Source organism: Sinorhizobium sp. CCBAU 05631, from assembly GCF_002288505.1.
Classification (GTDB): Bacteria; Pseudomonadota; Alphaproteobacteria; order Rhizobiales; family Rhizobiaceae; genus Sinorhizobium; species Sinorhizobium fredii_C.
This window is the reverse complement of record NZ_CP023064.1, coordinates 290,942-312,099: the sequence shown is the minus strand read 5'-3', so window position 1 is coordinate 312,099 and position 21,158 is coordinate 290,942. Positions and strand designations below refer to the sequence as shown.

Genomic DNA, 21,158 nt, shown 5'->3' with positions numbered 1-21,158 from the left:
GGATTTACATCAGCTTTCCCAGAACAAATACTGGTCTTCCGGCCGATCCACCGCGCCGTCGCCACCAGATAACGCCACGACAACAGTCAAAATGTGATATTCGCCTCATTCTTCAGATTAAATTTCATTCATGAAATTATGTTCATCTGCACGCGAATGGCAAATGCCAAGTCGTAGCTGAGATAAACAGTTGTTCCCGAAGAATATCTCTGGAGATTTTAGGAAATGGTCCTGGGGACTCCGGTCCGGGCTGCAGCGCTCGGATCCGACCGGCCAGGCCCTGCACATCACTCCGGCGAGGCGGCAGCAGTATCGACGATCTCGAAGTCGTGGGTGATCGTGGCCGTCTTGGCAAGCATTGCCGATGCGGAGCAGTATTTCTCGATCGACAGCGCAATGGCGCGTTCGACCTTGTTTTCCGCAAGCCCGCGCCCCTTGACCACGAAATGCATGTGGATGCGGGTAAACACGCGCGGATCCTGGTCCGCCCGCTCGGCGCTGAGCTCGACGATACAATCCTCGACCGGCTGGCGGCCCTTTTCGAGAATATGGACGACGTCGAAGGCCGAGCATCCGCCGGTGCCGATCAGCACCAGTTCCATCGGGCTCGGCCCGGGCGTGCTCCCCTCCGGCCCCAAAGCCGTACCGAGCACGACACTGTGGCCGCTGCCGGACTGCCCGACGAAGGTCCGCCCTTCGACCCATTTGATGCGCGCCTTCATGATCGCCTCCTGTCGCAATATGTCGCTCTTCCTACGATGTTGATAACGTGAATGATCGCACAAGAACATGCCGCCCCGAGATGAGCGCGGCATGTTCCCACTAAATTCGCCAATTCGATTCGAAAAGGGCGTGCGTGCAAGCTCCGACTTGGCTATTCGGCCGGTTGGGCAAGCGGGCCCAGGGGGCATTCCGCCGCGGGTCCGGCGAGGCTCCGCTGGCCCAGACCGATGATCGCCACGGTCGCCGCGCTTGCGACAACGGACACCCAGAAGCCGTTCTCAGCCCCGAAACTGTCGACCACCCAGCCTGCGACGAAGGCACCGAGCGCCATGCCGATACCGATGCCGGTCGTCACCCACGTCACCCCTTCCGTCAGCATCGAGGCGGGCACGCGGCGCTCGATCAGGCCGAAGGCCGTGATGAAGGTCGGCGAGATAGCGATGCCGCTGACAAAGACGGCGAGCGCCAGGAGGGGGACAGTGCCGGCCATCAGCAGAGGCCAGGAGGTGACGGCCAGCGCGCTAACGGCGATCAGGAGCTGTCGGTGCAACGGCATCGTCGGGTTGAGGGCGCCGAGGATCAGGCCGAGCACGAAGGACCCGATTGCATAGACGCCGATGACGACCGTTGCCGCATTCGGCTGGCCGAGTTCCTCGGTGATTGCAACGGCGCTCACTTCCGCCGTCGCGAAGGTGGAGCCCACGAATACGAGGGCGAGCGTGATGATCTGAACGGCACGCAGGCGGATCGCCGAACCTTGCGATGCTTCGACATCCGTACGGCGCAGCCTCGGTTCGGTCGAGCGCTGCATGATGAATGCCAGCGTTCCGAGAGCAAGGAAAATCGTGCTCGCCAGCATTCCCGCCTCCGGGAAGAGAGCCACGCCCAAGCCAACCGAGAGCGACGCTCCGGCGATATAGACGAGTTCGTCCGCCGATGATTCAAAGGCAAAAGCAGTGTTCAGCTCGGGCCGGTTACGGAAGATCTCGGTCCAACGTGCGCGCAGCAATGCCGGCATGCTGGGCATGGCGGCAGCCAGGAAGGCCGAGACGAAGAGCGCCCAATCGGGCCAATTCTGATTGGACGCCGCAATGAGGGCGAGGAAGGCAAAGACCGAAATCGTCGCGGTCGGGATGACGACGGCTGTCTGGCCGTAGCGATCCACCATCCGGGAAATATGGGGAGAGATCAGCGCGTTGGTCAGCGCGAAAGTGGCCGACACCGCGCCCGCCAACCAGTATTCTCCGTGCGTCTGCGACAGCATCGCGACGATGCCGATCGGCGCCATGGCGATCGGCAGGCGGGCGAGGAAGCCGGCGGCTGAAAAGCCTTTGGCTCCCGGCGCTCTGAATATCTCTGCATAAGGATTGGACATGAGACGTTCCTTGTAAGGACCCGGTTCACCACTTACATACGTGGCGTACGTCCTTAATTAGTTGCATACGCATCGTATGTCAAATAAAATACGAGACGTATGTAAATAGGAGAGCGCATGCGCAGACCGCGCCACGACATGATTGCCGAAACCCGGGCGAAGCTGATTGCGGCCGCCCGACAGGCCTTTGGGACGGTCGGATATGCCGAGGCCTCCATGGACGATTTCACCGCCGGGGCGGGGCTGACGCGAGGCGCCCTCTATCACCATTTCGGCGACAAGAAGGGGCTGCTGCAAGCCGTCATCGAGGAAATCGACGCCGAGATGACCGCCCGGCTGAATAGCATCTCGGCTGCCGCGGCGAGCCGCTGGCAGGGGTTCATGGACGAGTGTGTCGCGTATATCCAGATGGCGCTCGAGCCGGAAATCCAACGCATCATGTTCCGCGACGGACCGGCGGTCCTCGGAGACATCTCGCAATGGCCAAGCAACAACGGCTGCATCGCCGCTCTCAGCGAAAGCCTGCGCCAACTCAAGGCAGAGGGCGCCATCATCAACATCGACGAGGAGGTGGCGGCACGCCTGATCAATGGCGCCAGCAGCCATGCGGCCCTGTGGATCGCGAATTCCGATGCGCCCGAGGAAACATCTCAAAGAGCTGTGGACGGCTTCCGGGCGCTGCTCGAGGGGCTACGGGTGACCAGGCCGTGAGCGGACCGGCGGCAGTGCCACGCGACCTCTGCGCGTCTGCTAAGATGCGGCACTGGCAGGCGCTCAGCCCTGGAAGAACTTGTAGTATGAGGCGATCTGGGCGGCCGTGTTGGATGAGAGCTTGAGCTTGATGCCGATGCGGTCTCCCCGGCTCCACCGGACAATGCCGGTCAGGAGACCAAGCTCTTGGCTGCGGATCGTAACCTCCTGTCCGGTGCGCGCGCCGATGTCGAAAAAGAGCTGAAAGCATATCCCCTCTTCGGAAAGATCCTTGACGACCCCGTTGCTCGATCCTGTCTTGCAGCTGACGTTTCCAGTTATCTGGGTCTGCGTTCTCGCAGAAACACGCTGAACACTGTCCTTGTACGGCATAGCTTCCTCGCGACGTTGTCTTGACTGTTTATCTGTACCTGAAAAACATGAATCAACTTATAATTACAGCAAGGTACTGTATACGTTGGATAGCATCATCCTATACAACACCAGGAATTTGTCAGTATATACTTCCGTCTACGTCCACTCCTGGCTCGGAGACGTCCCTCTACCCTCGCCAATCCTCTCGCCCTCGGCGCTTTTGCAATATAGCGGCAACATAGCCTGCTGGTCAGCGGCGATAGAGCATCCAATCCTTGCGGGCGCTGGTGCCGCCCGTTGAAAAGAAAACGACCTTCTCGCCTGTCGTGTCTGTGGCAGCCTGCAGCGCTTTTTCCGCCTGCCCCACAAGTTCCGCGGCCGTGCTTGCATCATAGGTGGTGCTGCAGCCGAACCGGGCGACGACGGCAGGCATCTTCGCCTGGCGGCTGTCGAAGGCCGCAAGGCAGCTCTTTCGAAGCTGGTCAGCCATCTTCTGGATCTCCGCCTCCGCCGTCGTCCAAACGAGCATGCCGATCTGCGGCCGCTCCAGCCAGGCGGCAAAGTCGGTCGCCTGGACGGCCCGCGTTACGGCAAGGCCGAGGCGCTCCAGAATGGCTTCCTTGATCTTGATGAGTTCCTTGGCTTCGAACGGGTCGAGGACCAGCAGGTTACAGAGAAGAAGCGACACGCCATCAGGACAGGTTTCGCCGCCATAGAGTTCAGCCAGCCTCTTGTTGAAGCCGCGCCGGTTGGCGAGATTGGTGACGAGGTGCGTGAACTTTGTCCGCTCGAACGCCTCCACGTCGCCGGTAATCGCCGCGACGGACGATAACTGGTCCGATACGCGCTCGAGAATCTGCGTGCTCGCCGAGTGCTGCACTTCCGTCATCTGGCGGATCGCCCGAAGCTGCTGCGACCGGATCGTGTTCATGTCGCGCGGATCGGCCGAGGATATCTTGCCGGTCGCCTGGCCAAGCATGCTGGTGTAGTTGGACAGCGAGTTCTGACCAGACAGCAGCGACTCCTTCAGCGTCGTCAATTCGCCCTGCAGGCGATTTGCGGACTGGTCATGGATCGACGTGCCGAAGTGATGCGGCAGGTAGGTCCGTGCCAGCGCATCGAGCTCCTCTTCTGAGATCGGCTTTGCAAGCCGCGCAAATTTTTCGCGAAGTTCCGGGTTGTTGCCGCTGACGATCTCGTACATGAGCTCGTAGTTCACCGGAGATGCGTCGATCTCCAGGCGGTTCAGGGTCGCAAATACATTGTAGAAAAGTTCCTTGCGATTTTGTAGTGCAAGCTGTTTGGACGAACTCACAATTGCCATCATGCAGCGCCTTTCAAAGAAACGTCGCAGGCGATGCGCCCGTGACGACGTCGAATAGTGAGGCGTGAGGTCAGGACCTTAGAAATTTCGGCGGCAGAATTGTCGTGTCCGACCTCGCATGCATGCGGTTGTATTTGGCGCCAGTGCACCCGGTCGGACAACTCAGAGTAATATTAGCCGATTAAGAATCCGTGAAAGACAGGCCCTCTCGGAGTCTCCTGTCGAGCGTGTTATGGGCGGCTTGCATGATGTCCAGGTCATACAGGTGACCGATGGCCGCGAGTTCGCCCATCAGATCGCCTATGACCAAATCGACGCGCCGAGGCGTTTCCTGCTCATCGCCCATGATGAGCGCCTCGAGCTGATCAAAGGACCCGCCGAGGGCGCGGTAGAGTTCCAGGGACGTAAGCAGGAGTATTCTCTGGCGCTCTTCGAGATCACTCAGCGAGTCTTCTCCAAAGGCAGCCATCAGCCGAACAGCTTTGTTTTGAAATTCGCTCATCAAAATCAACTCGGGTAGAAATCGACAATACCCGCACGAATAACTCCGAAAGTTGAACGCTGATTTAATTTCAGCCAGTCCAGTTCTTGGCTCTGGTGCAGCTGATGCAGTACCTCGTCAAACGGTGTCCGGTGGCGCGAAGAAGCAGTTTAAGTCGTCTTCGGTCGGATGAAGACAGATGTGATAGTCGCCGTCTCCTGACGGGATTTCATCTCCATAGGGGATGAAGAACCAGTGGCTTCTGGTGGCGAGGGGGTGGTCTCCAGGACGGAGCGTGACGGAGAATCCGCGTCTGCCCTTGCTTACATCGGAAGCCGGTATGGCGGCGCAGTCTCCTCCGAGATCGTTGGCCTTGCAACAGGCCGGAGGATAGGCCCAGCCGCCGCCCGCCTGATGGGCGTCGCTCGGCAAGACAAGAACCACCGATAAAAGAGCAATGGCGATGACCGGCACTGATACTGACGTGAAAGGCATCGACGCCGCCCCTTCCACGAAGCTGCTCGGCCTACAGCGGCGAGCATGGGCAGGAATTCCATAAGCAATGCCTAATTTACCACTCTTTCAGCCTTTAGGCAGCCATGCATTTCCGAGCACGCTCTCCAAGTGGGGCTCCAGGGCACTGCAGCCCGAGGAGCGGCGCTTCTTATCGGGAACTATGCGCCTTGACCTGCGGGCCCTGCGCGGCGGCGGGGCCCGGAGAGGCGGCCTATTGCGCGGCCGCCTCGAGCTCGACCTTGTCGAGAAGAAGCAGCGGGTTCTCGGAAGCCGCGACGAGATCGAACGCGCCAACGCCGTTTTCGGCCTTGGACCTGACCGTCAGGCTGAAGATCCCGGGCTTGGCGATGAAGCGCGACAGCGCGTCGACGGTGCCCTTGAGCTTCGGCTGGTCGGCAGCGAACTGCTGCAACACCGCCGCTGCCATCATCGTGAACATGCCGCGCGCCTGGTCCTCTGTCATGCCGTTTTGCCCGGCATAAAATTTGATGCCTTTGGCCATGCCGCCCTTGTCCTCGAGCTTGAGCTTCACTTCCCGCGCCGTGAGGCCGAAGAGCGCCACCTGGGCCATGGCCGGATTGCCAGAGAAGAAGTCCTTGGTGAAGCCCCCCATCAGGCCGGAAAGGGAGAGGCTGCCCACATCCTTGCCGCTGACCGAAATGTCTTCGATCACCAGCGCCTGATTGGGCTCATCCCAGGCCGCTTGTATGTTCGAGGAGAGGACCAGTTCTTCGAAACCCAATTTGCGGAGTTCCGCTAAGGTCTCGTCCTTCGCGTCCTCCGAGAGCGGCACGCTCAGATCCTCGTAGCTGACGCGGACATTGGTCGGAATGCCGTTATAGGGCTTGGTGAGCGCTAGCTCATAATTCTTCAGCGTGAAGCGGATGCGTTCGAGAACGGCGGCGGCAGGCTTATTCGTCTGCTGATCCGCCCCGTCGGCCTGCTCCGTATCAGGCACGAGCCCCTCTTCGGCAAGCGCGTCCGGGTCATCGGTTTCGGCGTGGCCTTCCGCATCGGCGTTGTCCGTGCTCGTCTCGGGGTTGGGCAGGTCGACGTCAATTCCTGCGACGCGGAACGTGCCGAACTCCGGCAAGAGCGTGGTGAAGGGGAAGGTATCGAGCTGTTGCTCGTCCAGCGCAGCCATCTTCTGCAGCGCTTTGAGCGTCGAATCCCACGAAAAGCCGGTAATGCTCGCTTCGGAGAACTTGACGTAGTCGCCGCCCTCGCCCATCGACAGGCCGTTAAGCGCCGCATCGAACGTCCGGCCGTCGAGCCGGACTGCCAGGCGATCGATTGCAAGCTTGATTCTCTCGCCCTTGGTTTCGGCGTTCTCTTCCGGCGCGTCGATCTTGAGTCCAAGCATCTCCATGTCGCCCTTGCCGACCACGTCGGCCAGCGACAGGAGCCGGGCAAAGAAGGCTCGCCGCTCCTCCGGAGCAACCTCATCGGGCTTTGAGACCGATGACAACTTCTCCAGCAATTCAAGAAGCGGCTCGGCCGGCATGCGCATGCTGAATCCGTTGCTGCGCATTTCGTCATAGGCGAAACGCGTCTGGCTGTTCGAGAAGGCGATGGCCTTGACCGAAAGGGGACCGTAGAGCGGCTTTGCCTCCTTGTCCTCTGGCCCCGCCTTTTCCGTATAGAGGCGCGCCATATAGGCCGCGTCGAAGTCCTGTCCCGCCATTGCACCGATCGAACCGGTCATGCGCTCCTGCTTCGTACCTCCAAGCCCGTCGGGGATCTCCATGGCAAATTCAAAGCTGGCGCCGTCGGCTAAGTAGCGCGCGACCCGGCCATTTGCGATGTCGGCGAGGGCCACGTTCCTGTAGACCGTCTTCTGCTCGCTGCCGGCAATCGCCTGGCTGACGGTGACCTCGGGCGCCGAAACGCGTCTCACCGCAAGGCCTTCGATGCGCCTCGACAGCGGGGCAGTGCTTTTCCCGCTGACGAGTTCGGCCAGCAATCCAGGATCGAGATTGGCGTCCTCGAGGCTTGCATGCGGCACGGAGATCTTGCCCGTTGACGACTGGACGCTGAGGTCGCTTACCTCGAGCATCCCGTTCAGGAAGAGGATCTTGGGTCGTCCGTCGATCGCCGTGACACGGACATTCACGCCGTTGGTGAGCGGCAGCGTCACGTCGCGCAGATGAATGCGTCCCAGGAGATCCACATCGACGGAGGCCGCCGTGCCGCCGCGCGCTGCGACCAGTTCGTTGACCTTCCTCTCAAGCGCGATCTTGCCGCCGATTGCACCCGCCGCAACGACTGCGACAATCGCAACCGCCGCCCAAAGCGCCCTCCGGCGGCCGGTTTCCTTCCCTGCCTGCTCCACGGTTCTTCGTCCTTTCCCGACGCAATCTGATCGACTCCGCTGAGTAGACAGCCGGCGATGGCTTCGCAAGTTTTACGGTAGTTATATTCACCAGTTTCTTCTATCGGCAGCATTTCGCGCCCCGGAAATACATATTATGACCTTCGCAAAAAGTCCCTTCAGCGACCGATGTGAAAGACCGCCGCTCTGGATTCGACGCTATCCTGCACCGTCGGGTACGGGCGGGGCTGGCGCCGATCGACGGTTAGGGTTGGGCGGTTGACTCCCTCTCGCTGTCATCATATGACTGCCAATGACATAATATCAATTCATGGAGAAGGTCCTTTGTCGCCAGATGAGATCAAGTCTCGCATCGCTTCGGGGCTATTGTCGTTTCCAGTCACCCACTTCCGAGAAGACTTCAGCCTCAATCTCGAAAGCTATCGCGGCCACGTCGAGTGGCTTGCTGGCTTCGGCGCGGCGGCCCTCTTCGCCGCCGGCGGCACCGGCGAGTTCTTTTCCCTCTCGCCGGAAGAGGTCGGCGATGTCACACACGCGGCGAAGGAGGCCTCGGGAAACGTGCCGATCATTACCGGCTGCGGCTACGGCACGGCGCTTGCCAGGGAGACGGCCCGCCGTGCCGAAGCGGCGGGAGCCGACGGCCTTCTGCTGCTGCCCCACTATCTCATGGAAGCGCCGCAGGAGGGTATCTACCGGCATGTGAAGGCGGTCTGCGAATCGACCGGGCTGGGGGTGATCATCTACAACCGGGCGAACTCGGTGGCCAATGCCGAAACCGTCGCCCGTCTCGCCGAGGCATGCCCCAATCTCATCGGCTTTAAGGACGGCACCGGCAAGGTCGATCTCGTCCGCCACGTTACCGCCAAGCTCGGCAATAGGCTCTGCTATATCGGCGGCATGCCGACGCACGAGCTCTTTGCCGAAGGCTTCAACGGCGTCGGGGTGACGACCTATTCCTCGGCCGTTTTCAACTTCGTGCCCAAACTGGCACAGCGCTTCTACAAGGCCATGCGTGCCGGCGATCGCGCGACGATGGAAGAGATCCTGCACAGCTTCTTCTTCCCCTTCGCGGCCTTGCGCGACCGCGAGCAGGGCTATCCGGTATCGATCATCAAGGCGGGCGTCGAACTTATCGGCCGGACACCGGGCCCGGTGCGTCCGCCGCTGACCGATCTGAAGCCGAAGGAAAAGGAACTGCTCTGGACGCTGATCGAAAGGGCTGCAGCGTAGAAGCCACGGGTCCTCCGCAGCCGGCGACATGCACCGCCGGCGTGTCCCGCCCGACTCCGTTCGGGTGGGCAACCGTCACTGAAGCGAAGTTTTCGCAGACTTTGCGTTACCGGGCGATCTCAGCACTTCATCGAGGATGAAAGGCAGGAGACCGCCGGCCTTGAGCGTCCGGAGTTCGACATTGGTTTCTACCGCCGCGTCTGCCCCGAACGAGAAACTGCTGCCGTCTTTCCTCAAGATCGTCACCGGCACCGGGCAGCGCGGAGAAATCGTCGCCGGATCCGCCGCAACTTCGACAACGTCTCCCAGCTGGAGCTTCAGCCGGTCGGGACAGAACTCCGCGGGCAATCGCAACGGCAGGATGCCCATGCCGATCAGGTTGAGTCGCGCGGACTTGAAGCCTGCGCCAGGGCTCGTCGATCTCGGCGCCGGTCGGCCAAAGCATGGAGAGGGTGATCTTCCGGCCGTCGGCGGTCGTTCCGATCGGATCGGTCAGAATATCGAGCTTCACCGTACCGGCGCGCGCGAAGGCGACGACCAGCGGCGGAGAGGCAAGAGCGGCTATATCGAATACGCGGTTCATCAACTTCACCGCGCGGAGAGCTCAGCGCGTGCCGGGCCCGCGCACCGGCCATCGCGAAGGGGTATTGCGCACCGACAAGATTATTCAGGTGACAGCTAAAAGCAGCAAGGCGTCCGCCATGTTCACCGTCGAAACATCGATCACCGTGGGCAAAATGGACACATAAATAGGACGGACTTTGGATTGCCCAGCGTGATGAGAATGCCGGACATGAACGCGCTCCGGCCGCTTTGTCGTGGGATTGGCGCGCCAGAACTGCACGGCAAGCCAGCTTAGGTAGGCAACCCCGGCCCACTTGATAACGATTAATAGGGTCGTAAACGTTTCAGCGATGCAAGCAAGGCCAGCGAGCGCCGCTGCCAGATAGATGATGTCGCCTATCACCATGCGGGCCGTCATCCAGCCGGCCAGGCGATATCCGGAGCGCAATGACTGCTAACAGCCTCGACCTTCTTCAGGTCTAGAGGCTGTCGGCAGAGCCCTTGTGCGCTTGCAGCGACAATGCCGTCCTTCGAGGTCAGTCGTCGGTCAAATCGGGCGATTGCGCCAAAGACAAGGAAAACGAGCTCGCCGGCAGTCGCAAGTATCGCCGGTCATTGATGAAAGTTGGGGTTGGCCGGCAATAGCGATCTGAGGTAGACATAGCGTCATGTCATGCCAGACGCAGCTTCTCAGCGCCTCGGAGGCCGCCTTAGGGGAGGACTTTCTCTCCGCTCTCTCGACGGATCTGGACAACTGGGCTCTGTTCCTCGATATCGATGGCACTTTGCTGGACCTCGCCGCAACGCCGGATGCCGTGATCGTTCCGCCTTCGCTGCCAACGAATCTGGATGCCTTGTCAAGAAAACTCGGCGGTGCCTTGGCGCTCGTGACCGGTCGCGCTCTTGATTATGTCGACCAGCTTTTCTCACTGTCCCATTTTCCCGTCGCCGGGCTTCACGGTGCCGAGCGCCGCGATCCGGACGGCTTCGTACATAAGGCCGCAGCGACGGCGGAGTTCGAGCGGCTGAAGGCCGATCTTGTCGCCGGGACTGCCAACTGGGCGGGAGTTCTAATCGAGGACAAGGGAGCGGCAGTCGCGGCCCATTACCGGCTGGCGCCGGCCAGAAAACTCGAAGTTGAACTGCTGATGGAGCGGGCGTTGATCCGGGCAGGGCCAAACTGGACGATCCAGCATGGCAAGATGGAGATCCGCCCGGCCCGCGCCGATAAGGGCCGCGCGGTCGCGGCGTTTCTCGCGCAGCGAGCCTTCGCCGGCAGACGCGCGCTGGCGATCGGGGATGATGTGACAGACGAAGCGATGTTTCGAACGGCCAATCGGCTCGGCGGCTATTCGATCCGCATCGGATCGCATTTGCCCGCAAGCGAAGCCCTTGGCTCCATTCGCTCTGCCAATACCCTGCGCGACATCATCGCCGAATTGGCCTCCTAAAATATTTAAGCACCTGACATATTTTCATGCATGAAAGGAATCCGGCATGAGCCGTCTCGTCATTGTGTCCAATCGCGTGCCCGTTCCGGACAAAGGCGGCATTGCCCCGGCGGGCGGGCTGGCGGTCGCGCTGAAAGCCGCCCTCGAAGAGCAAGGCGGCATATGGATGGGCTGGTCGGGAAAATCGGGCGGCGAGCAAGAGCCGGAGCCGCTTGCGCAACTGCAGGAGGGCAATATCAACTATGCTCTGACGGATCTGACCGACACCGATGTCGAGGAATACTACCACGGCTTCGCCAACCGGGTTCTTTGGCCGATCTGCCACTACCGGCTTGATCTTGCCGAATATGGCCGCAAGGAAATGGCCGGATATTTCCGCGTCAACCGCTTCTTCGCACGGCGGTTGGCGCCCCTTGTCAAACCCGATGACGTCATCTGGGTGCACGACTATCACTTGATCCCTCTGGCAGCGGAACTGCGGCAGATGGGCCTGAAGAACCGCATCGGTTTCTTCCTTCACATCCCTTGGCCGCCCGCGGACGTGCTCTTCACCATGCCTGTTCACGAGGAGATCATGCGTGGCCTGTCGCACTATGATGTCGTCGGCTTTCAGACCGATCATGACCTTGAGAACTTCGCCGGCTGTCTTAGGCGGGAAGGCAGTGGCGACGAACTTGGCGGAGGCCGCTTCACTGCCTATGGCCGCTTATTCAAGGGCGGCACTTATGCAATCGGCATCGAGACCGCGGCCTTTGCCGAGTTGGCCGAAAAGGCATCGACCAACAAGACCGTCAGGAAAGCGCGTGAAAGCATCGAACACCGCAGCCTGATCATCGGTGTCGATCGCCTCGATTATTCCAAGGGGATCACGCAGCGCATCGACGCGTTTGAGCGGTTCATCCTGGCCAATCCGGCACAGCAGGGTCGTGTCACCTATCTACAGATCACGCCGAAGTCCCGCTCCGAAGTTCCCGAGTATGAAGCCATGCAGCGTACTGTTGCCGAACAGGCCGGCAGGGTGAACGGTGCTCTCGGCGCCGTTGATTGGGTGCCCATACGCTATATCAACCGCTCGGTGGGCCGGCATATTCTGGCCGGACTTTACCGGCTTGGCAAAGTCGGGCTGGTGACGCCCCTTCGGGACGGGATGAACCTCGTTGCCAAGGAATATGTGGCCGCGCAGGATCTCGACGATCCTGGCGTCCTTGTACTTTCGCGTTTCGCCGGAGCTGCCCGCGAGCTAAGGGGAGCGTTGCTCGTCAACCCATACGACATAGAGGGCACCGCCAACGCCATCGCGCGCGCGCTCAGCATGCCGCTAGAAGAGCGGAAGGAGCGCTGGAAGACGATGATGGATCACCTGCTGGAGCACGACGTCTCGCGCTGGTGCCGGGATTTTCTCAATGATCTGACCACCCTGGATCAGTCCGGTTGAGGCTCCTTTGCCAAACACCATCGATGCGCCCCATGGTGTCAGGTGGATCCGGCGACCGGCTATGTGATCTCGCCCGTGCATACCGCGGCAGTCCACCTGAAGCGGCGGAAGATAGCGGCCGGAACGTCGATGCTATTCTTGTGGTTCGGCGATCATCACATGAAAGCAGGAGGGGACCATGAGCGCTTCCGGCGTTGCCGTCTTCGATAAGACGCTTCAGATCAACAATGTCCGGCTCTATGAAATCATGGAACATCAGGGGCCGGACCGTCAGCGTGCATGGCATATCTTGAGTGCCGTTCTTCACAGGGTGCGCGATCGCCTGCCCGCCGACCTTGCAGCCCGTCTTTCGGCACAGTTGCCGTCACTGGTACGGGGTGCCTATTACGATCAATGCGAGCCTTCCAAACGGCCGACGCACCAGCGTTGGGTCGAGAATGTGGCGGCGATGGCCTTGTTGTGGGCGGGCAGAGCTCAGCTGCAAATTCGAAGTCACACGTGGGCTGAAGAAGGGCCTCGGTTTGGGCATGTAGGTCACCTGCGAGGAGAACAGGGCAGGGCCTCGGAGCGTTTCAACTATGCAGGCATGGTGGAGACGACCCATCGACACACCTCGCGCGATCAGATCAATCTGTGTTGAAGCGATTTTTTGCCCATCCGCCACACGATGATTTCGAGGCGTACTGACGAAAGCGATTTTCGGTAAGGCCGGCGTACGTGAAGCCGCCTCTGCCGGATCTACACAGAGTCCGAGTTTGACCGCGACCGCGCCGCGGACCGCCTCCAGTCGAGCAAGGACGGCGGCATTGCCATCGATTTCCGGCTTGAGTTTCGTGCCGCTGAGCCCGACATCCGCTGCTCGCACGAACGCCATCACCATCGCTGCATCGATTATGCTGGTTTCGATCGGCCCTGGCGGCCGACCGGTCACCGATCGACTATGCGGCCGCCGTCAATGGCAATCTGGTTCTGACACCGTCCGAAGATGGTCTCCGCGCGCTCAGTGAGGACTCCGCAAAAATGGTCGATGACGGCCTTCTGCTGGGAGATTCTGAATAGATTGAGCAACTGATCGAGCGATGCGCGCTCATTCAGGAGCGCGCGAACAAGCACGGCACGACAAAGTAGCCGATGGCCAGCCGAGAGGCTTCACCTGGGCTCAATGCTTGCGATCGCCTTTGTCACCCTGGCCCGGTTTGGTTTCATGTTTGGCATCGTGCCGGGCGTCGGCCGACATCGACCGCGAGACGTCGTCGCTCTCCTTGAACTTGCCCTCCTTGTCGCGACGGACATAGCGTTTGTCGGTTCCGGTATCGATCAGTTCGCGCTTGCTCACGACGAGACTCCCTTGCGGTTGTTCCTCCAAGAAAACGCGCGTGGCCCCGAAAAGATGCACCGAATCAGGACTCTAGTGGGACTCGCAAAACGAGCACGCGATCGCAGCCAAGTTCGTTTCGACTCGGAACGATTCGCCGCTGATTCGCTTGAATCGCTTGAGTTGCGTCGGGATTATCAGGGTCATGGTTGGTCCAAGAGCGAATTGGAAAGGCTATATCAAGTTCGGAGAAGTGACCTGTCCGGTGGCGCTTTATACGGCCGCATGCGCGCCTGCTGGAGATAATCGCGGCCGAGAAGAAGGCGTCGAAGCCGCAGAAGGGCAAGAGCAAGGTGGCACCTTCGTCGTCGCCGAGCAATGTCGTCAACATCATGGACGCTTTGCGGAAGTCAGTCGCGACTGAGAAACGGGTGACCAAATGAGCCGTGGTGCCAAACCTTTGCTGCAGGACGATTCCGTCGCTAAGTCCAAACCGGCCCGGCCGCGCAATCCGGCACAGCCCGATCTTCCGTTCGACCCGATGCCCGAGCGCATCGAGCCCTGCCTGGCGCTCCTGAAGCCGGCGCCGCCGAAAGGCCCGGATTGGGTGTTCGAGGTGAAGTGGGACGGCTATCGCCTGGCAATCCATATCGAGCCGAAAGGTGTCAGGATCATCACTCGCGGCGGCCACGACTGGACGCATCGTTTCCCGGCAATCGCCGGGGCCGCCAGCAAGCTCGGTGTCGGGACCGCCATCCTCGATGGCGAGGCCGTCGTGCTCGATGAGGAAGGACGGTCCGATTTCGGGGCGCTGCAGCGCTCGCTCGGCGGACGCGGCGGCAAGCGTTCATCGACGGTGTCGGTGTGTTTTGCTTTCGACCTTCTCTATTTCGATGGCCACGACCTGACAGGAACAGAACTCTCCGTGCGCCGGCATCTGCTCGAAGACTTTCTTGACGGCTCCGCCGGCGCGATCCAGTTGTCCGAGGAAGTGTTCGGGGATGGCGCCGCACTTCTCGAGAAGGCTTGCTCCATGGGCCTCGAGGGCATCATCGCCAAGCATCGGGATCGGCCCTATCGCTCCGGTCGCACCGGCGACTGGTTGAAGATCAAATGCGTCCAGAGCGAAAGCTTCATGATCGTCGGCTACGAGCAGTCGCTGACTGCCCGCGGCGGGCTTGGCAGCCTTCTTCTCGCCGGCCGCAAAGGTCATGACTGGGTTTATGTCGGCTCGGTCGCAACCGGGTTTAATACGAAGAACGCAGCATACCTGCGCGCCACTCTCGACAGGCTCAAGACCAAACGGCCGGCGGTGCCGCTCAAGGGCAAGAACCTGATCTTCGCGCAGCCGACCTTGATCGCGGAGATCGAGTTTCGCGGCTGGACCCATGGCGGGAGCCTGCGCCACGCATCCTACAAGGGCCTTCGCGAGGTTCAGGACAATGCCGCGGTGTTTGACATGAGCGAGCGAGTCTGAAAGGCAGGGTGGCGAGCCGACCGCGGATGACCGCTACCAGAGCTCCTCCTCGACCGCCTCTTTGATAGCGCCGACGATATAATTGACGAGCCCGCCGCCGGCCGCTTCCACCAGCATGTCGCGACTGATGCCCTCCTTCTCCGCATCAGCGAGAAGATCCTCGACCAGCCTCGACGCGTCGCTCTGCTGCGTGCCGCTGTCGATATGCTCCGATTTCCAGCGTTCAAGGAATTGTTCAGGCTTCATAGCTTGGACCTCCTGACGAAGCGAACCCTTACGGAGGAAAATGGTTCTACGTATGACGTCATCGAGATTTGAAAAGCGGACCGATGAAAGAACAGGGCGCTCGACCCTTTCGGGGAGCGCCCTGTCGGACCCGGACGACCGCGCGGTAGAACAGTTGCTCGCAAAAGCGGTCATCGATTCGGGTGGTGAGCGACCGGCTGCCCGCATTTCAAGGTCCGTTGACGCGCTGGAGTTCGAAGAAGTAGATCCGATCGTCACCATTGATCGTCATCGCGCCAATGATCCTGTCCGCATCTATCCGTCGGAAATGATCGACAATGGGTTGATGGTCATAGACCATTGCCGCGCTCTCGACGCCGCCAAACACCATCGTCTTCAAGGAGGCGACCGGGGCCCTCGCCCGCAGCCGGCGCTGGAGATAGGAAAACAGGCTGCTTGCCACGCGCATTCTGCCGACCTCGTGAAAACGTAACGCCAGCCGAAGCGGGATCCATTTCGGATCAATCGCGACCAGTCGCCGGTCTCCCGATCGAAACAGCAAGGCATCGGCGCGCATGTCCGGCGTGAACCGTTTGCCGAACCAGCCGAGATTTTCGAGCACACCGTCGAATGGATGCCCCGTCGGGATGCCGTGTCCTTTCCAAAGCCCGGCCAGTTCGCGCGTCTCGACGGGAGGCAGGCTCCGGAAGACCTCAAGCGCGGTTTGCTGATTTTTCACCGGGAGCATTCCTTCTTGTCGTTGCGCTCTCTGGCCCGTCGCCTTGATTTGGCGTTGCGCCGCGCCACGCGCAGTTCCTCCAGATCAGGCATCCACCAACCCCGTTCGAGCTCGCGCTCGTTCGGCGGCGTTCGTGCGGGCCAGGTCGTCACCAGTTCTTCGAGCGAGCCCGATCGCCACGACGTCCACACATATTCCTCGCCATCTTCGGCGGGGAAGTAGAATGTGCTGATCGTCGCCGGGTCGGCCAGCTCGCCGTCAGTGCCGATGAAGAAAACGACGCCGACATGCGTGCCGACGGCGCGGTCAAAGGGCGGAGCATAATCGGCAGGAACGGGATAGCGTTTCCGACGGCGCTCCTTCATCCTCGCCTTGGATGCCTCGTCTTCTTGCGTTCCCTTGATCGCTTCGCGCCGTGCCTGCCGTGCTTCCGGCTCACTGCGCTCCGCCGCCGCCTCGATCGTGGGCCATCGCTTCCGGAGTTCATTGAACGAGCGGTAAGGGACGGTCCATAGCCGGCGATCGGCGTCCCAGCGTGCATACGGAATTTCCCGGATCTCGTTGACGACCGTCCGTGAATAGGGCGTCTGGATCTGTAACGTGGCGGTCGTCGCCTCGAGATAGCGGCTTTCGATCGGATCGAAGGCGAACGCGTCCCTGCCCTTCTCATCAGCGAATCTATCGGCCTCCGCCTCCATCTCGGCCAGCCAGCGGCTGATGCGCTTTTCGGCGGTGCGGCCCGGAACGAACCAGGCATTCAGCCTGTCGCTCCAGCGCGCCCGCGGGAACGCCTCCCGAAACCGTGCCACCGTTATTCGGTCATGCGGCAGGTCGGTCGTCGCACCCACACGGGCGGGCCTGGAAGCCTGGTCTTTCGTTTCTTCATCCATCGGTCATGACCCGGGCGGCACCTAGTGCTCACGCGGCCCGTCCGGATTTTCCAAGGCGCTTGATCGCCTGTTCGAGCGGCCGCTCGCCATCACAATAGTCCTGCCAGGCAGTGGTTTTCGCAAGCAGCGCAGGCACGGTGCGAAGGGTAAAGCGCTTCGGGTCGAGATCGGACTTCACCTGTGTCCAGTTGAGCGGCATCGAGACAGTGGCGCCGGGCCGCGCGCGCGGCGACAGCGGCGCCACGGCGGTCGCCATGCGATCGTTGCGGAGATAGTCGAGAAAGATCCTCCCACTCCTGAGGCTCTTGCTCATCTTGATGAGATAAAGATCGGGATTATCGCGCGCCATTTGCTCGCAAACGTCATGCGCGAAACCCTTGGCCTCCGTCCACGACAGAGGCTTGCGCTTATTCACAGTGAATGGCGTGACGACATGCAATCCCTTGCCGCCTGTGGTTTTGCAGAAGCTGACGAGGCCGAGCGCGTCGAGGCGATCCCGCATCTCGCGCGCGGCCGCGGTCACAGCAGCAAACGGCACGTCAGGACCAGGATCGAGATCGAACACCAGACGACCAGGCACTTCCGGCTTGCCGGGCTCGCAGTTCCACGGATGCAATTCGATACCGCCGATCTGGGCGATCGCCGCGAGCCCCTCGATCCGGTCGATCTGAAGGTAGGGCTTCTTGTCGCCGAAGACTTTCACCAGCTCGAGCAGGTTGGACGTGCCGGGCATCGCATGTCGCTGAAAAAATTGCTCGCCGCCAATGCCGTCCGGCGCCCGAATGATCGAGCAGGGCCTGCCCCTGACATGCTCGATGAGCCAGGTGCCGACAGCTTCATGATAGCGGGCAAGGTCCTCCTTTGTGACCGGTTCGCCATCGCCGGCGTCCGGCCAGAGCGCCTTGTCGGGACTGGAGATGAGGACGCCCATCACCTCTGCCTTCGCGCCTTTGCGGCGGACAGCCCTCGTCTTTGCGCTCGGCGCCGGCTCGGGTGTGTCTGTCTTGGTGGGTGTTGCCGGCCGTTCAGTCTCGACCTCCGCGGCTGGCTTGTCTTCGCGCAGACCCTTGAAGGCTGCCTGACGAACTAGGCCGTCGGCCGTCCAGTCGGCGAACTCGATCTCGGCAACGAGCTCCGGTTTCAGCCAGGTGACTTCCTTCTCCTTTTTCGGCGCACCGATCCCGGTGAAGGGTGACTTCGATGTTTCCAACGCCTTCAGCTTGGGGACGAACCGCTCGACCTTCTCGGCGCCGAAGCCCGTGCCGACCCGGCCGACGTAGACGAAGTGATCGCCGCGGTGAACGCCGACCAGAAGAGATCGAAACTTGCCGTTGGTCCTGGCATAGCCACCGATCACCACCTCATGACCAGCCCGGCATTTCGACTTTGCCCAGGTATCGGTGCGGCCCGACTGATAGGGCGCATCCATCTGCTTGGAGACGATACCTTCGAGCGACAGCTTGCAGGCGGAGCGCAGCACCGCGTCACCGCCGGATTCGAAGTGTTCGACGTAGCGGATATGCGGATCATCGCTCCCGGCAGCGAGGAAGTCTTCGAGCCGCTTCTTCCGCTCGATCAATCGCATCGACCTCAAGTCCTCGCCGCCACCGAAGAGCAGGTCGAAGGCGAAGTAGACAAGGTTAGCGGTCTTGCCTTCCGAGAGCGCGGCCTGGAGTGCTGCGAAATCGGGTGCACCATTGTCGTCCAGGGCGCAGATTTCGCCATCGATGATGCAATCGGGCAATTCGGATGCAGCATCGGCGATCTCTGGATATTTCGCGGTCCAGTCGAGACCCTTGCGCGTCTTCAGCGTCACCTTGCCCTGGGCGACGCGCATCTGGATCCGATAACCGTCGAACTTGATCTCATGCAGCCAGTCGTCGCCGGCCGGCGGCCGCGCAAGCGTCTCGCAGAGCTGCGGCGCGACGAAGCCCGGCAGGTCGACTGTCGTGGAAGTCGCGATATTCTTGCGCGATCTCTTCTTGCGCTCGTCAGCCGCCAGACCGTGCTTGCTGTCCCAGACGGCATCCGCTTCTACATCCGCATTCGCCATCATGAACGGTCGTGGCTTGCGGCCCTTGCCTTCCGCGATCTGCTCCATGCCGCGGCCGGAGGCGACGGAAGTCGCGTTCTCCTCGAGGATCGCCGCGCCGTTCTCCTCAACCGAATGTTCGTCACGATGCTTGATCAGCAGCCAGTTGGTCCGTTTGCCGCCATCGCGATCGTTGCGCATCCGAACTAGGACGAAGCTGCCATGCAGCCGCTTGCCAAGAAGCGTGAACTTGAAGTCGCCCTTCCTCAGGGCCTCTTCAGGTGACTTCCTACCCTCCGGCTCCCAGTAGCCGCGATCCCATAGCATGACCGTGCCGCCGCCATATTGACCCTTGGGGATCGTGCCTTCGAAGTCGCCGTAGTCGAGCGGGTGATCCTCGACCTCGACAGCGAGCCGCTTGTCACTAGGATCGAGCGATGGCCCCCTGGTCACTGCCCAGGATTTGAACACGCCGTCGAGCTCGAGCCTGAGGTCATAGTGAAGCCGCGTGGCGTCGTGCTTCTGGATCACGAAGCGGCGGCGGTTCGATGGCTTGACCTGCGCCTTACCGCTCGGTTCGCTGGTCTTCTTGAAATCGCGTTTGGCGCGGTATTTCGAAAGATTGTCAGCCATTAGTTTCGCGGACCCTTCCAGTCGTACGAGGAGCGGCGCCGGCGTCTGCCTCCCGATCGTCGATGTTCACAGATGACAACGCGGCCGGCGGTCCGTAGTTTCGCGGGGCGCGCGTGGGTCAGGTCGGTCGAACAGTTGATATCGCGGTAAAGGCTGGTATGTTCCCTATTTGTTTCGGCGCAGATCCTCCGGTAATGCGCCGATCCCCTCGCCATCGCTGAAGCCGTCATGAACGACATAAGCCCCACCCCCATTCGCAAAATCGTCCATGTGGACATGGATGCTTTTTATGCGTCGGTCGAGCAGCGCGATAACCCCGATTTACGCGGAAAGCCTATAGCCGTCGGAGGCTCCGCCGCGCGTGGCGTGGTCGCTGCGGCGAGCTACGAGGCGCGCGCCTATGGCGTTCATTCGGCAATGCCGTCGGTCACCGCCAAGCGAAAGTGCCCGGACCTGATTTTCGTGCCGCCGCGCTTCGACGTCTACAAGGCGGTGTCCCAGCAGATACGGGAGATCTTTGCGGAATACACGCCGATGATCGAGCCGCTATCGCTTGACGAGGCTTATCTTGATGTTACCGAGAACCTGAAAGGCATGGACATCGCCACCGAGATCGCGCTGGAGATCCGTGCCAAGATCAAGGCCGTCACCGGCCTCAACGCGTCGGCCGGCATCTCCTACAACAAGTTCCTCGCCAAGATGGCAAGCGACCTCAACAAACCCAACGGCCAGGCAGTGATCACGCCGAAGAACGGACCGGCCTTCGTCGAGGCCCTCCCCGTCAAGAAATTCCATGGGGTCGGGCCGGCGACTGCGGAGCGCATGCGGAAATATGGCATCGAGACCGGACTCGATCTCAAGGAGAAGACGCTTGAATTCCTGGTGGAGCATTTCGGGAAGTCGGGTCCGTATTTCTATGGCATCGCCCGCGGCATCGATGAGCGCCAGGTGAAGCCCAACCGGATCCGCAAGTCCGTGGGCGCGGAGGATACCTTCGTCGAGGACATCAATGATCTCGATCTGGCGACCGCGGAACTGAAACCGCTCGCAGAGAAGGTCTGGCGCTATTGCGAGGCGCAAGGCATCAGCGGCAAGACGGTCACCGTGAAAATCAAATACTCGGACTTCACCTTGGCGACGCGGAGCCGGACCGGGTCAGCAGCGTTTGCGGGCATTCCTGAAATCCTTGCTGCGGCGTCGGACCTCTTGGCAACCGTCTATCCATTCAAGCGACCTGTGAGGCTGCTCGGTGTCGCGCTTTCAACGCTGACGGCCTCCGAAATCAGTGATGCGCAATCACAGTCCCAACTTGACCTCGGACTCTGACGGGCATCGCCCCGAAATAAAAAAG

At 60.9% G+C, this 21,158-nt stretch carries 21 protein-coding genes and 2 pseudogenes; 9 read left to right on the top strand and 14 right to left on the bottom strand.

Annotated elements, in window-relative coordinates:
- Nucleotides 1–287 precede the first annotated feature (287 nt).
- Both SS05631_RS21035 and SS05631_RS21030 read right to left on the bottom strand, forming a co-directional pair.
- The gene (locus tag SS05631_RS21035) at nucleotides 288–722 is read right to left on the bottom strand and encodes an OsmC family protein (protein WP_037418854.1); all 435 of its coding nucleotides are present in this window, start codon (nucleotides 720–722) and stop codon (nucleotides 288–290) included.
- 152 nt (nucleotides 723–874) lie between these two features.
- Nucleotides 875–2,098 (bottom strand): MFS transporter, encoded by a 1,224-nt coding sequence (locus SS05631_RS21030; protein WP_037418740.1) that lies wholly within the window; start codon nucleotides 2,096–2,098, stop codon nucleotides 875–877.
- Nucleotides 2,099–2,215: 117 nt separating this feature from the next.
- Between SS05631_RS21030 and SS05631_RS21025 the strand changes: the two genes are divergently transcribed.
- The gene (locus tag SS05631_RS21025; RefSeq protein WP_095678059.1) at nucleotides 2,216–2,809 is read left to right on the top strand and encodes a TetR/AcrR family transcriptional regulator; all 594 of its coding nucleotides are present in this window, start codon (nucleotides 2,216–2,218) and stop codon (nucleotides 2,807–2,809) included.
- Between the two features lie 63 nt (nucleotides 2,810–2,872).
- Here the strand turns inward: SS05631_RS21025 and SS05631_RS21020 are convergent, their stop codons facing one another.
- Both SS05631_RS21020 and SS05631_RS21015 read right to left on the bottom strand, forming a co-directional pair.
- Entirely contained in the window at nucleotides 2,873–3,181 is a 309-nt protein-coding gene (locus SS05631_RS21020) for a PilZ domain-containing protein (RefSeq protein ID WP_037418722.1), read from the bottom strand.
- A gap of 232 nt (nucleotides 3,182–3,413) precedes the next feature.
- The gene (locus tag SS05631_RS21015; protein ID WP_037418720.1) at nucleotides 3,414–4,490 is read right to left on the bottom strand and encodes a diguanylate cyclase; all 1,077 of its coding nucleotides are present in this window, start codon (nucleotides 4,488–4,490) and stop codon (nucleotides 3,414–3,416) included.
- Between the two features lie 229 nt (nucleotides 4,491–4,719).
- Here SS05631_RS21015 and SS05631_RS31450 point away from each other — a divergent pair, with 229 nt between their 5' ends.
- Nucleotides 4,720–5,007 (top strand): hypothetical protein, encoded by a 288-nt coding sequence (locus SS05631_RS31450; RefSeq protein WP_162109105.1) that lies wholly within the window; start codon nucleotides 4,720–4,722, stop codon nucleotides 5,005–5,007.
- A 99-nt stretch (nucleotides 5,008–5,106) separates the two neighbouring features.
- Here SS05631_RS31450 and SS05631_RS21005 read toward each other — a convergent pair whose 3' ends face one another.
- Together SS05631_RS21005 and SS05631_RS21000 are read right to left on the bottom strand one after the other, a co-directional pair.
- Nucleotides 5,107–5,463 carry a hypothetical protein gene (locus SS05631_RS21005; protein WP_083854014.1) on the bottom strand — a complete coding sequence of 119 codons (357 nt, stop codon included), beginning with the start codon at nucleotides 5,461–5,463 and terminating at the stop codon, nucleotides 5,107–5,109.
- Nucleotides 5,464–5,695: 232 nt separating this feature from the next.
- Nucleotides 5,696–7,816 carry a hypothetical protein gene (locus tag SS05631_RS21000; protein WP_037418716.1) on the bottom strand — a complete coding sequence of 707 codons (2,121 nt, stop codon included), beginning with the start codon at nucleotides 7,814–7,816 and terminating at the stop codon, nucleotides 5,696–5,698.
- Between the two features lie 324 nt (nucleotides 7,817–8,140).
- Here SS05631_RS21000 and kdgD point away from each other — a divergent pair, with 324 nt between their 5' ends.
- Nucleotides 8,141–9,046 (top strand): 5-dehydro-4-deoxyglucarate dehydratase, encoded by a 906-nt coding sequence (gene kdgD, locus SS05631_RS20995; protein WP_037418714.1) that lies wholly within the window; start codon nucleotides 8,141–8,143, stop codon nucleotides 9,044–9,046.
- Nucleotides 9,047–9,121: 75 nt separating this feature from the next.
- On the opposite strand, the gene SS05631_RS32060 is transcribed toward kdgD, so the two are convergent.
- The 3 genes and pseudogenes from SS05631_RS32060 to SS05631_RS32055 form a co-directional block, all read right to left on the bottom strand.
- The gene (locus SS05631_RS32060; protein WP_037418711.1) at nucleotides 9,122–9,415 is read right to left on the bottom strand and encodes a hypothetical protein; all 294 of its coding nucleotides are present in this window, start codon (nucleotides 9,413–9,415) and stop codon (nucleotides 9,122–9,124) included.
- Between the two features lie 298 nt (nucleotides 9,416–9,713).
- Nucleotides 9,714–10,016, bottom strand: a complete 303-nt coding sequence (locus SS05631_RS20985) for a LysE family transporter (RefSeq protein WP_050988250.1) — start codon at nucleotides 10,014–10,016, stop codon at nucleotides 9,714–9,716.
- A gap of 53 nt (nucleotides 10,017–10,069) precedes the next feature.
- A pseudogene (locus SS05631_RS32055) lies at nucleotides 10,070–10,210 on the bottom strand (recombinase family protein); the annotation flags it as partial.
- A 68-nt stretch (nucleotides 10,211–10,278) separates the two neighbouring features.
- On the opposite strand from SS05631_RS32055, the gene otsB reads away from it, so the two are divergent.
- The 3 genes from otsB (at nucleotide 10,279) to SS05631_RS32050 (ending at nucleotide 13,136) form a co-directional block, all read left to right on the top strand.
- Nucleotides 10,279–11,061: a trehalose-phosphatase gene (gene otsB / locus SS05631_RS20975; RefSeq protein ID WP_037418708.1), complete on the top strand. Its 783-nt coding sequence runs from the start codon at nucleotides 10,279–10,281 to the stop codon at nucleotides 11,059–11,061.
- Between the two features lie 46 nt (nucleotides 11,062–11,107).
- Complete coding sequence (otsA, locus tag SS05631_RS20970; protein WP_037418705.1) at nucleotides 11,108–12,496, top strand: alpha,alpha-trehalose-phosphate synthase (UDP-forming); 1,389 nt, start codon at nucleotides 11,108–11,110, stop codon at nucleotides 12,494–12,496.
- A gap of 178 nt (nucleotides 12,497–12,674) precedes the next feature.
- Entirely contained in the window at nucleotides 12,675–13,136 is a 462-nt protein-coding gene (locus tag SS05631_RS32050) for a DUF2267 domain-containing protein (RefSeq protein WP_244412160.1), read from the top strand.
- A 519-nt stretch (nucleotides 13,137–13,655) separates the two neighbouring features.
- Here the strand turns inward: SS05631_RS32050 and SS05631_RS20950 are convergent.
- Nucleotides 13,656–13,832, bottom strand: coding sequence for a hypothetical protein (locus SS05631_RS20950; RefSeq protein ID WP_086022751.1), 177 nt, complete (start codon nucleotides 13,830–13,832; stop codon nucleotides 13,656–13,658).
- A gap of 269 nt (nucleotides 13,833–14,101) precedes the next feature.
- Here SS05631_RS20950 and SS05631_RS32045 point away from each other — a divergent pair.
- Both SS05631_RS32045 and ligD (SS05631_RS20940) read left to right on the top strand, forming a co-directional pair.
- Nucleotides 14,102–14,254: pseudogene (locus tag SS05631_RS32045) on the top strand (Ku protein); the annotation flags it as partial.
- Nucleotides 14,251–15,288: a non-homologous end-joining DNA ligase gene (ligD, locus tag SS05631_RS20940; protein WP_037418699.1), complete on the top strand. Its 1,038-nt coding sequence runs from the start codon at nucleotides 14,251–14,253 to the stop codon at nucleotides 15,286–15,288. The pseudogene SS05631_RS32045 and the gene ligD (SS05631_RS20940), both read left to right, overlap by 4 nt.
- A gap of 33 nt (nucleotides 15,289–15,321) precedes the next feature.
- On the opposite strand, the gene SS05631_RS20935 is transcribed toward ligD (SS05631_RS20940), so the two are convergent.
- From SS05631_RS20935 to ligD (SS05631_RS20920), 4 genes are all read right to left on the bottom strand, one after another.
- The gene (locus SS05631_RS20935) at nucleotides 15,322–15,534 is read right to left on the bottom strand and encodes a DUF768 domain-containing protein (protein ID WP_037418696.1); all 213 of its coding nucleotides are present in this window, start codon (nucleotides 15,532–15,534) and stop codon (nucleotides 15,322–15,324) included.
- Between the two features lie 208 nt (nucleotides 15,535–15,742).
- The gene (locus SS05631_RS20930) at nucleotides 15,743–16,261 is read right to left on the bottom strand and encodes a DUF4334 domain-containing protein (protein ID WP_037418693.1); all 519 of its coding nucleotides are present in this window, start codon (nucleotides 16,259–16,261) and stop codon (nucleotides 15,743–15,745) included.
- The gene (locus SS05631_RS20925) at nucleotides 16,249–17,142 is read right to left on the bottom strand and encodes a hypothetical protein (protein ID WP_037418689.1); all 894 of its coding nucleotides are present in this window, start codon (nucleotides 17,140–17,142) and stop codon (nucleotides 16,249–16,251) included. Before SS05631_RS20925 ends, SS05631_RS20930 begins: the two co-directional genes overlap by 13 nt.
- Before the next feature lie 28 nt (nucleotides 17,143–17,170).
- Entirely contained in the window at nucleotides 17,171–19,807 is a 2,637-nt protein-coding gene (gene ligD, locus SS05631_RS20920; RefSeq protein WP_037418686.1) for a DNA ligase D, read from the bottom strand.
- A 228-nt stretch (nucleotides 19,808–20,035) separates the two neighbouring features.
- Here ligD (SS05631_RS20920) and dinB point away from each other — a divergent pair, with 228 nt between their 5' ends.
- Nucleotides 20,036–21,133, top strand: coding sequence for a DNA polymerase IV (gene dinB, locus SS05631_RS20915; protein WP_037418684.1), 1,098 nt, complete (start codon nucleotides 20,036–20,038; stop codon nucleotides 21,131–21,133).
- Nucleotides 21,134–21,158 lie beyond the last annotated feature (25 nt).

Excerpts from the sequence above, each read along its gene's own strand:
- SS05631_RS21035 (WP_037418854.1), bottom strand. The coding sequence starts at position 722 with ATGAAGGCGCGCATCAAATGGGTCGAAGGGCGGACCTTCGTCGGGCAG.
- SS05631_RS21030 (WP_037418740.1), bottom strand. The coding sequence starts at position 2,098 with ATGTCCAATCCTTATGCAGAGATATTCAGAGCGCCGGGAGCCAAAGGC.
- SS05631_RS21025 (WP_095678059.1), top strand. The coding sequence starts at position 2,216 with ATGCGCAGACCGCGCCACGACATGATTGCCGAAACCCGGGCGAAGCTG.
- SS05631_RS21020 (WP_037418722.1), bottom strand. The coding sequence starts at position 3,181 with ATGCCGTACAAGGACAGTGTTCAGCGTGTTTCTGCGAGAACGCAGACC.
- SS05631_RS21015 (WP_037418720.1), bottom strand. The coding sequence starts at position 4,490 with ATGATGGCAATTGTGAGTTCGTCCAAACAGCTTGCACTACAAAATCGC.
- SS05631_RS31450 (WP_162109105.1), top strand. The coding sequence starts at position 4,720 with ATGGGCGGCTTGCATGATGTCCAGGTCATACAGGTGACCGATGGCCGC.
- SS05631_RS21005 (WP_083854014.1), bottom strand. The coding sequence starts at position 5,463 with ATGCCTTTCACGTCAGTATCAGTGCCGGTCATCGCCATTGCTCTTTTA.
- SS05631_RS32060 (WP_037418711.1), bottom strand. The coding sequence starts at position 9,415 with ATGGGCATCCTGCCGTTGCGATTGCCCGCGGAGTTCTGTCCCGACCGG.
- SS05631_RS20985 (WP_050988250.1), bottom strand. The coding sequence starts at position 10,016 with ATGGTGATAGGCGACATCATCTATCTGGCAGCGGCGCTCGCTGGCCTT.
- otsB (WP_037418708.1), top strand. The coding sequence starts at position 10,279 with ATGTCATGCCAGACGCAGCTTCTCAGCGCCTCGGAGGCCGCCTTAGGG.
- otsA (WP_037418705.1), top strand. The coding sequence starts at position 11,108 with ATGAGCCGTCTCGTCATTGTGTCCAATCGCGTGCCCGTTCCGGACAAA.
- SS05631_RS32050 (WP_244412160.1), top strand. The coding sequence starts at position 12,675 with ATGAGCGCTTCCGGCGTTGCCGTCTTCGATAAGACGCTTCAGATCAAC.
- ligD (WP_037418699.1), top strand. The coding sequence starts at position 14,251 with ATGAGCCGTGGTGCCAAACCTTTGCTGCAGGACGATTCCGTCGCTAAG.
- SS05631_RS20935 (WP_037418696.1), bottom strand. The coding sequence starts at position 15,534 with ATGAAGCCTGAACAATTCCTTGAACGCTGGAAATCGGAGCATATCGAC.
- SS05631_RS20930 (WP_037418693.1), bottom strand. The coding sequence starts at position 16,261 with ATGCTCCCGGTGAAAAATCAGCAAACCGCGCTTGAGGTCTTCCGGAGC.
- SS05631_RS20925 (WP_037418689.1), bottom strand. The coding sequence starts at position 17,142 with ATGGATGAAGAAACGAAAGACCAGGCTTCCAGGCCCGCCCGTGTGGGT.
- ligD (WP_037418686.1), bottom strand. The coding sequence starts at position 19,807 with ATGGCTGACAATCTTTCGAAATACCGCGCCAAACGCGATTTCAAGAAG.
- dinB (WP_037418684.1), top strand. The coding sequence starts at position 20,036 with ATGAACGACATAAGCCCCACCCCCATTCGCAAAATCGTCCATGTGGAC.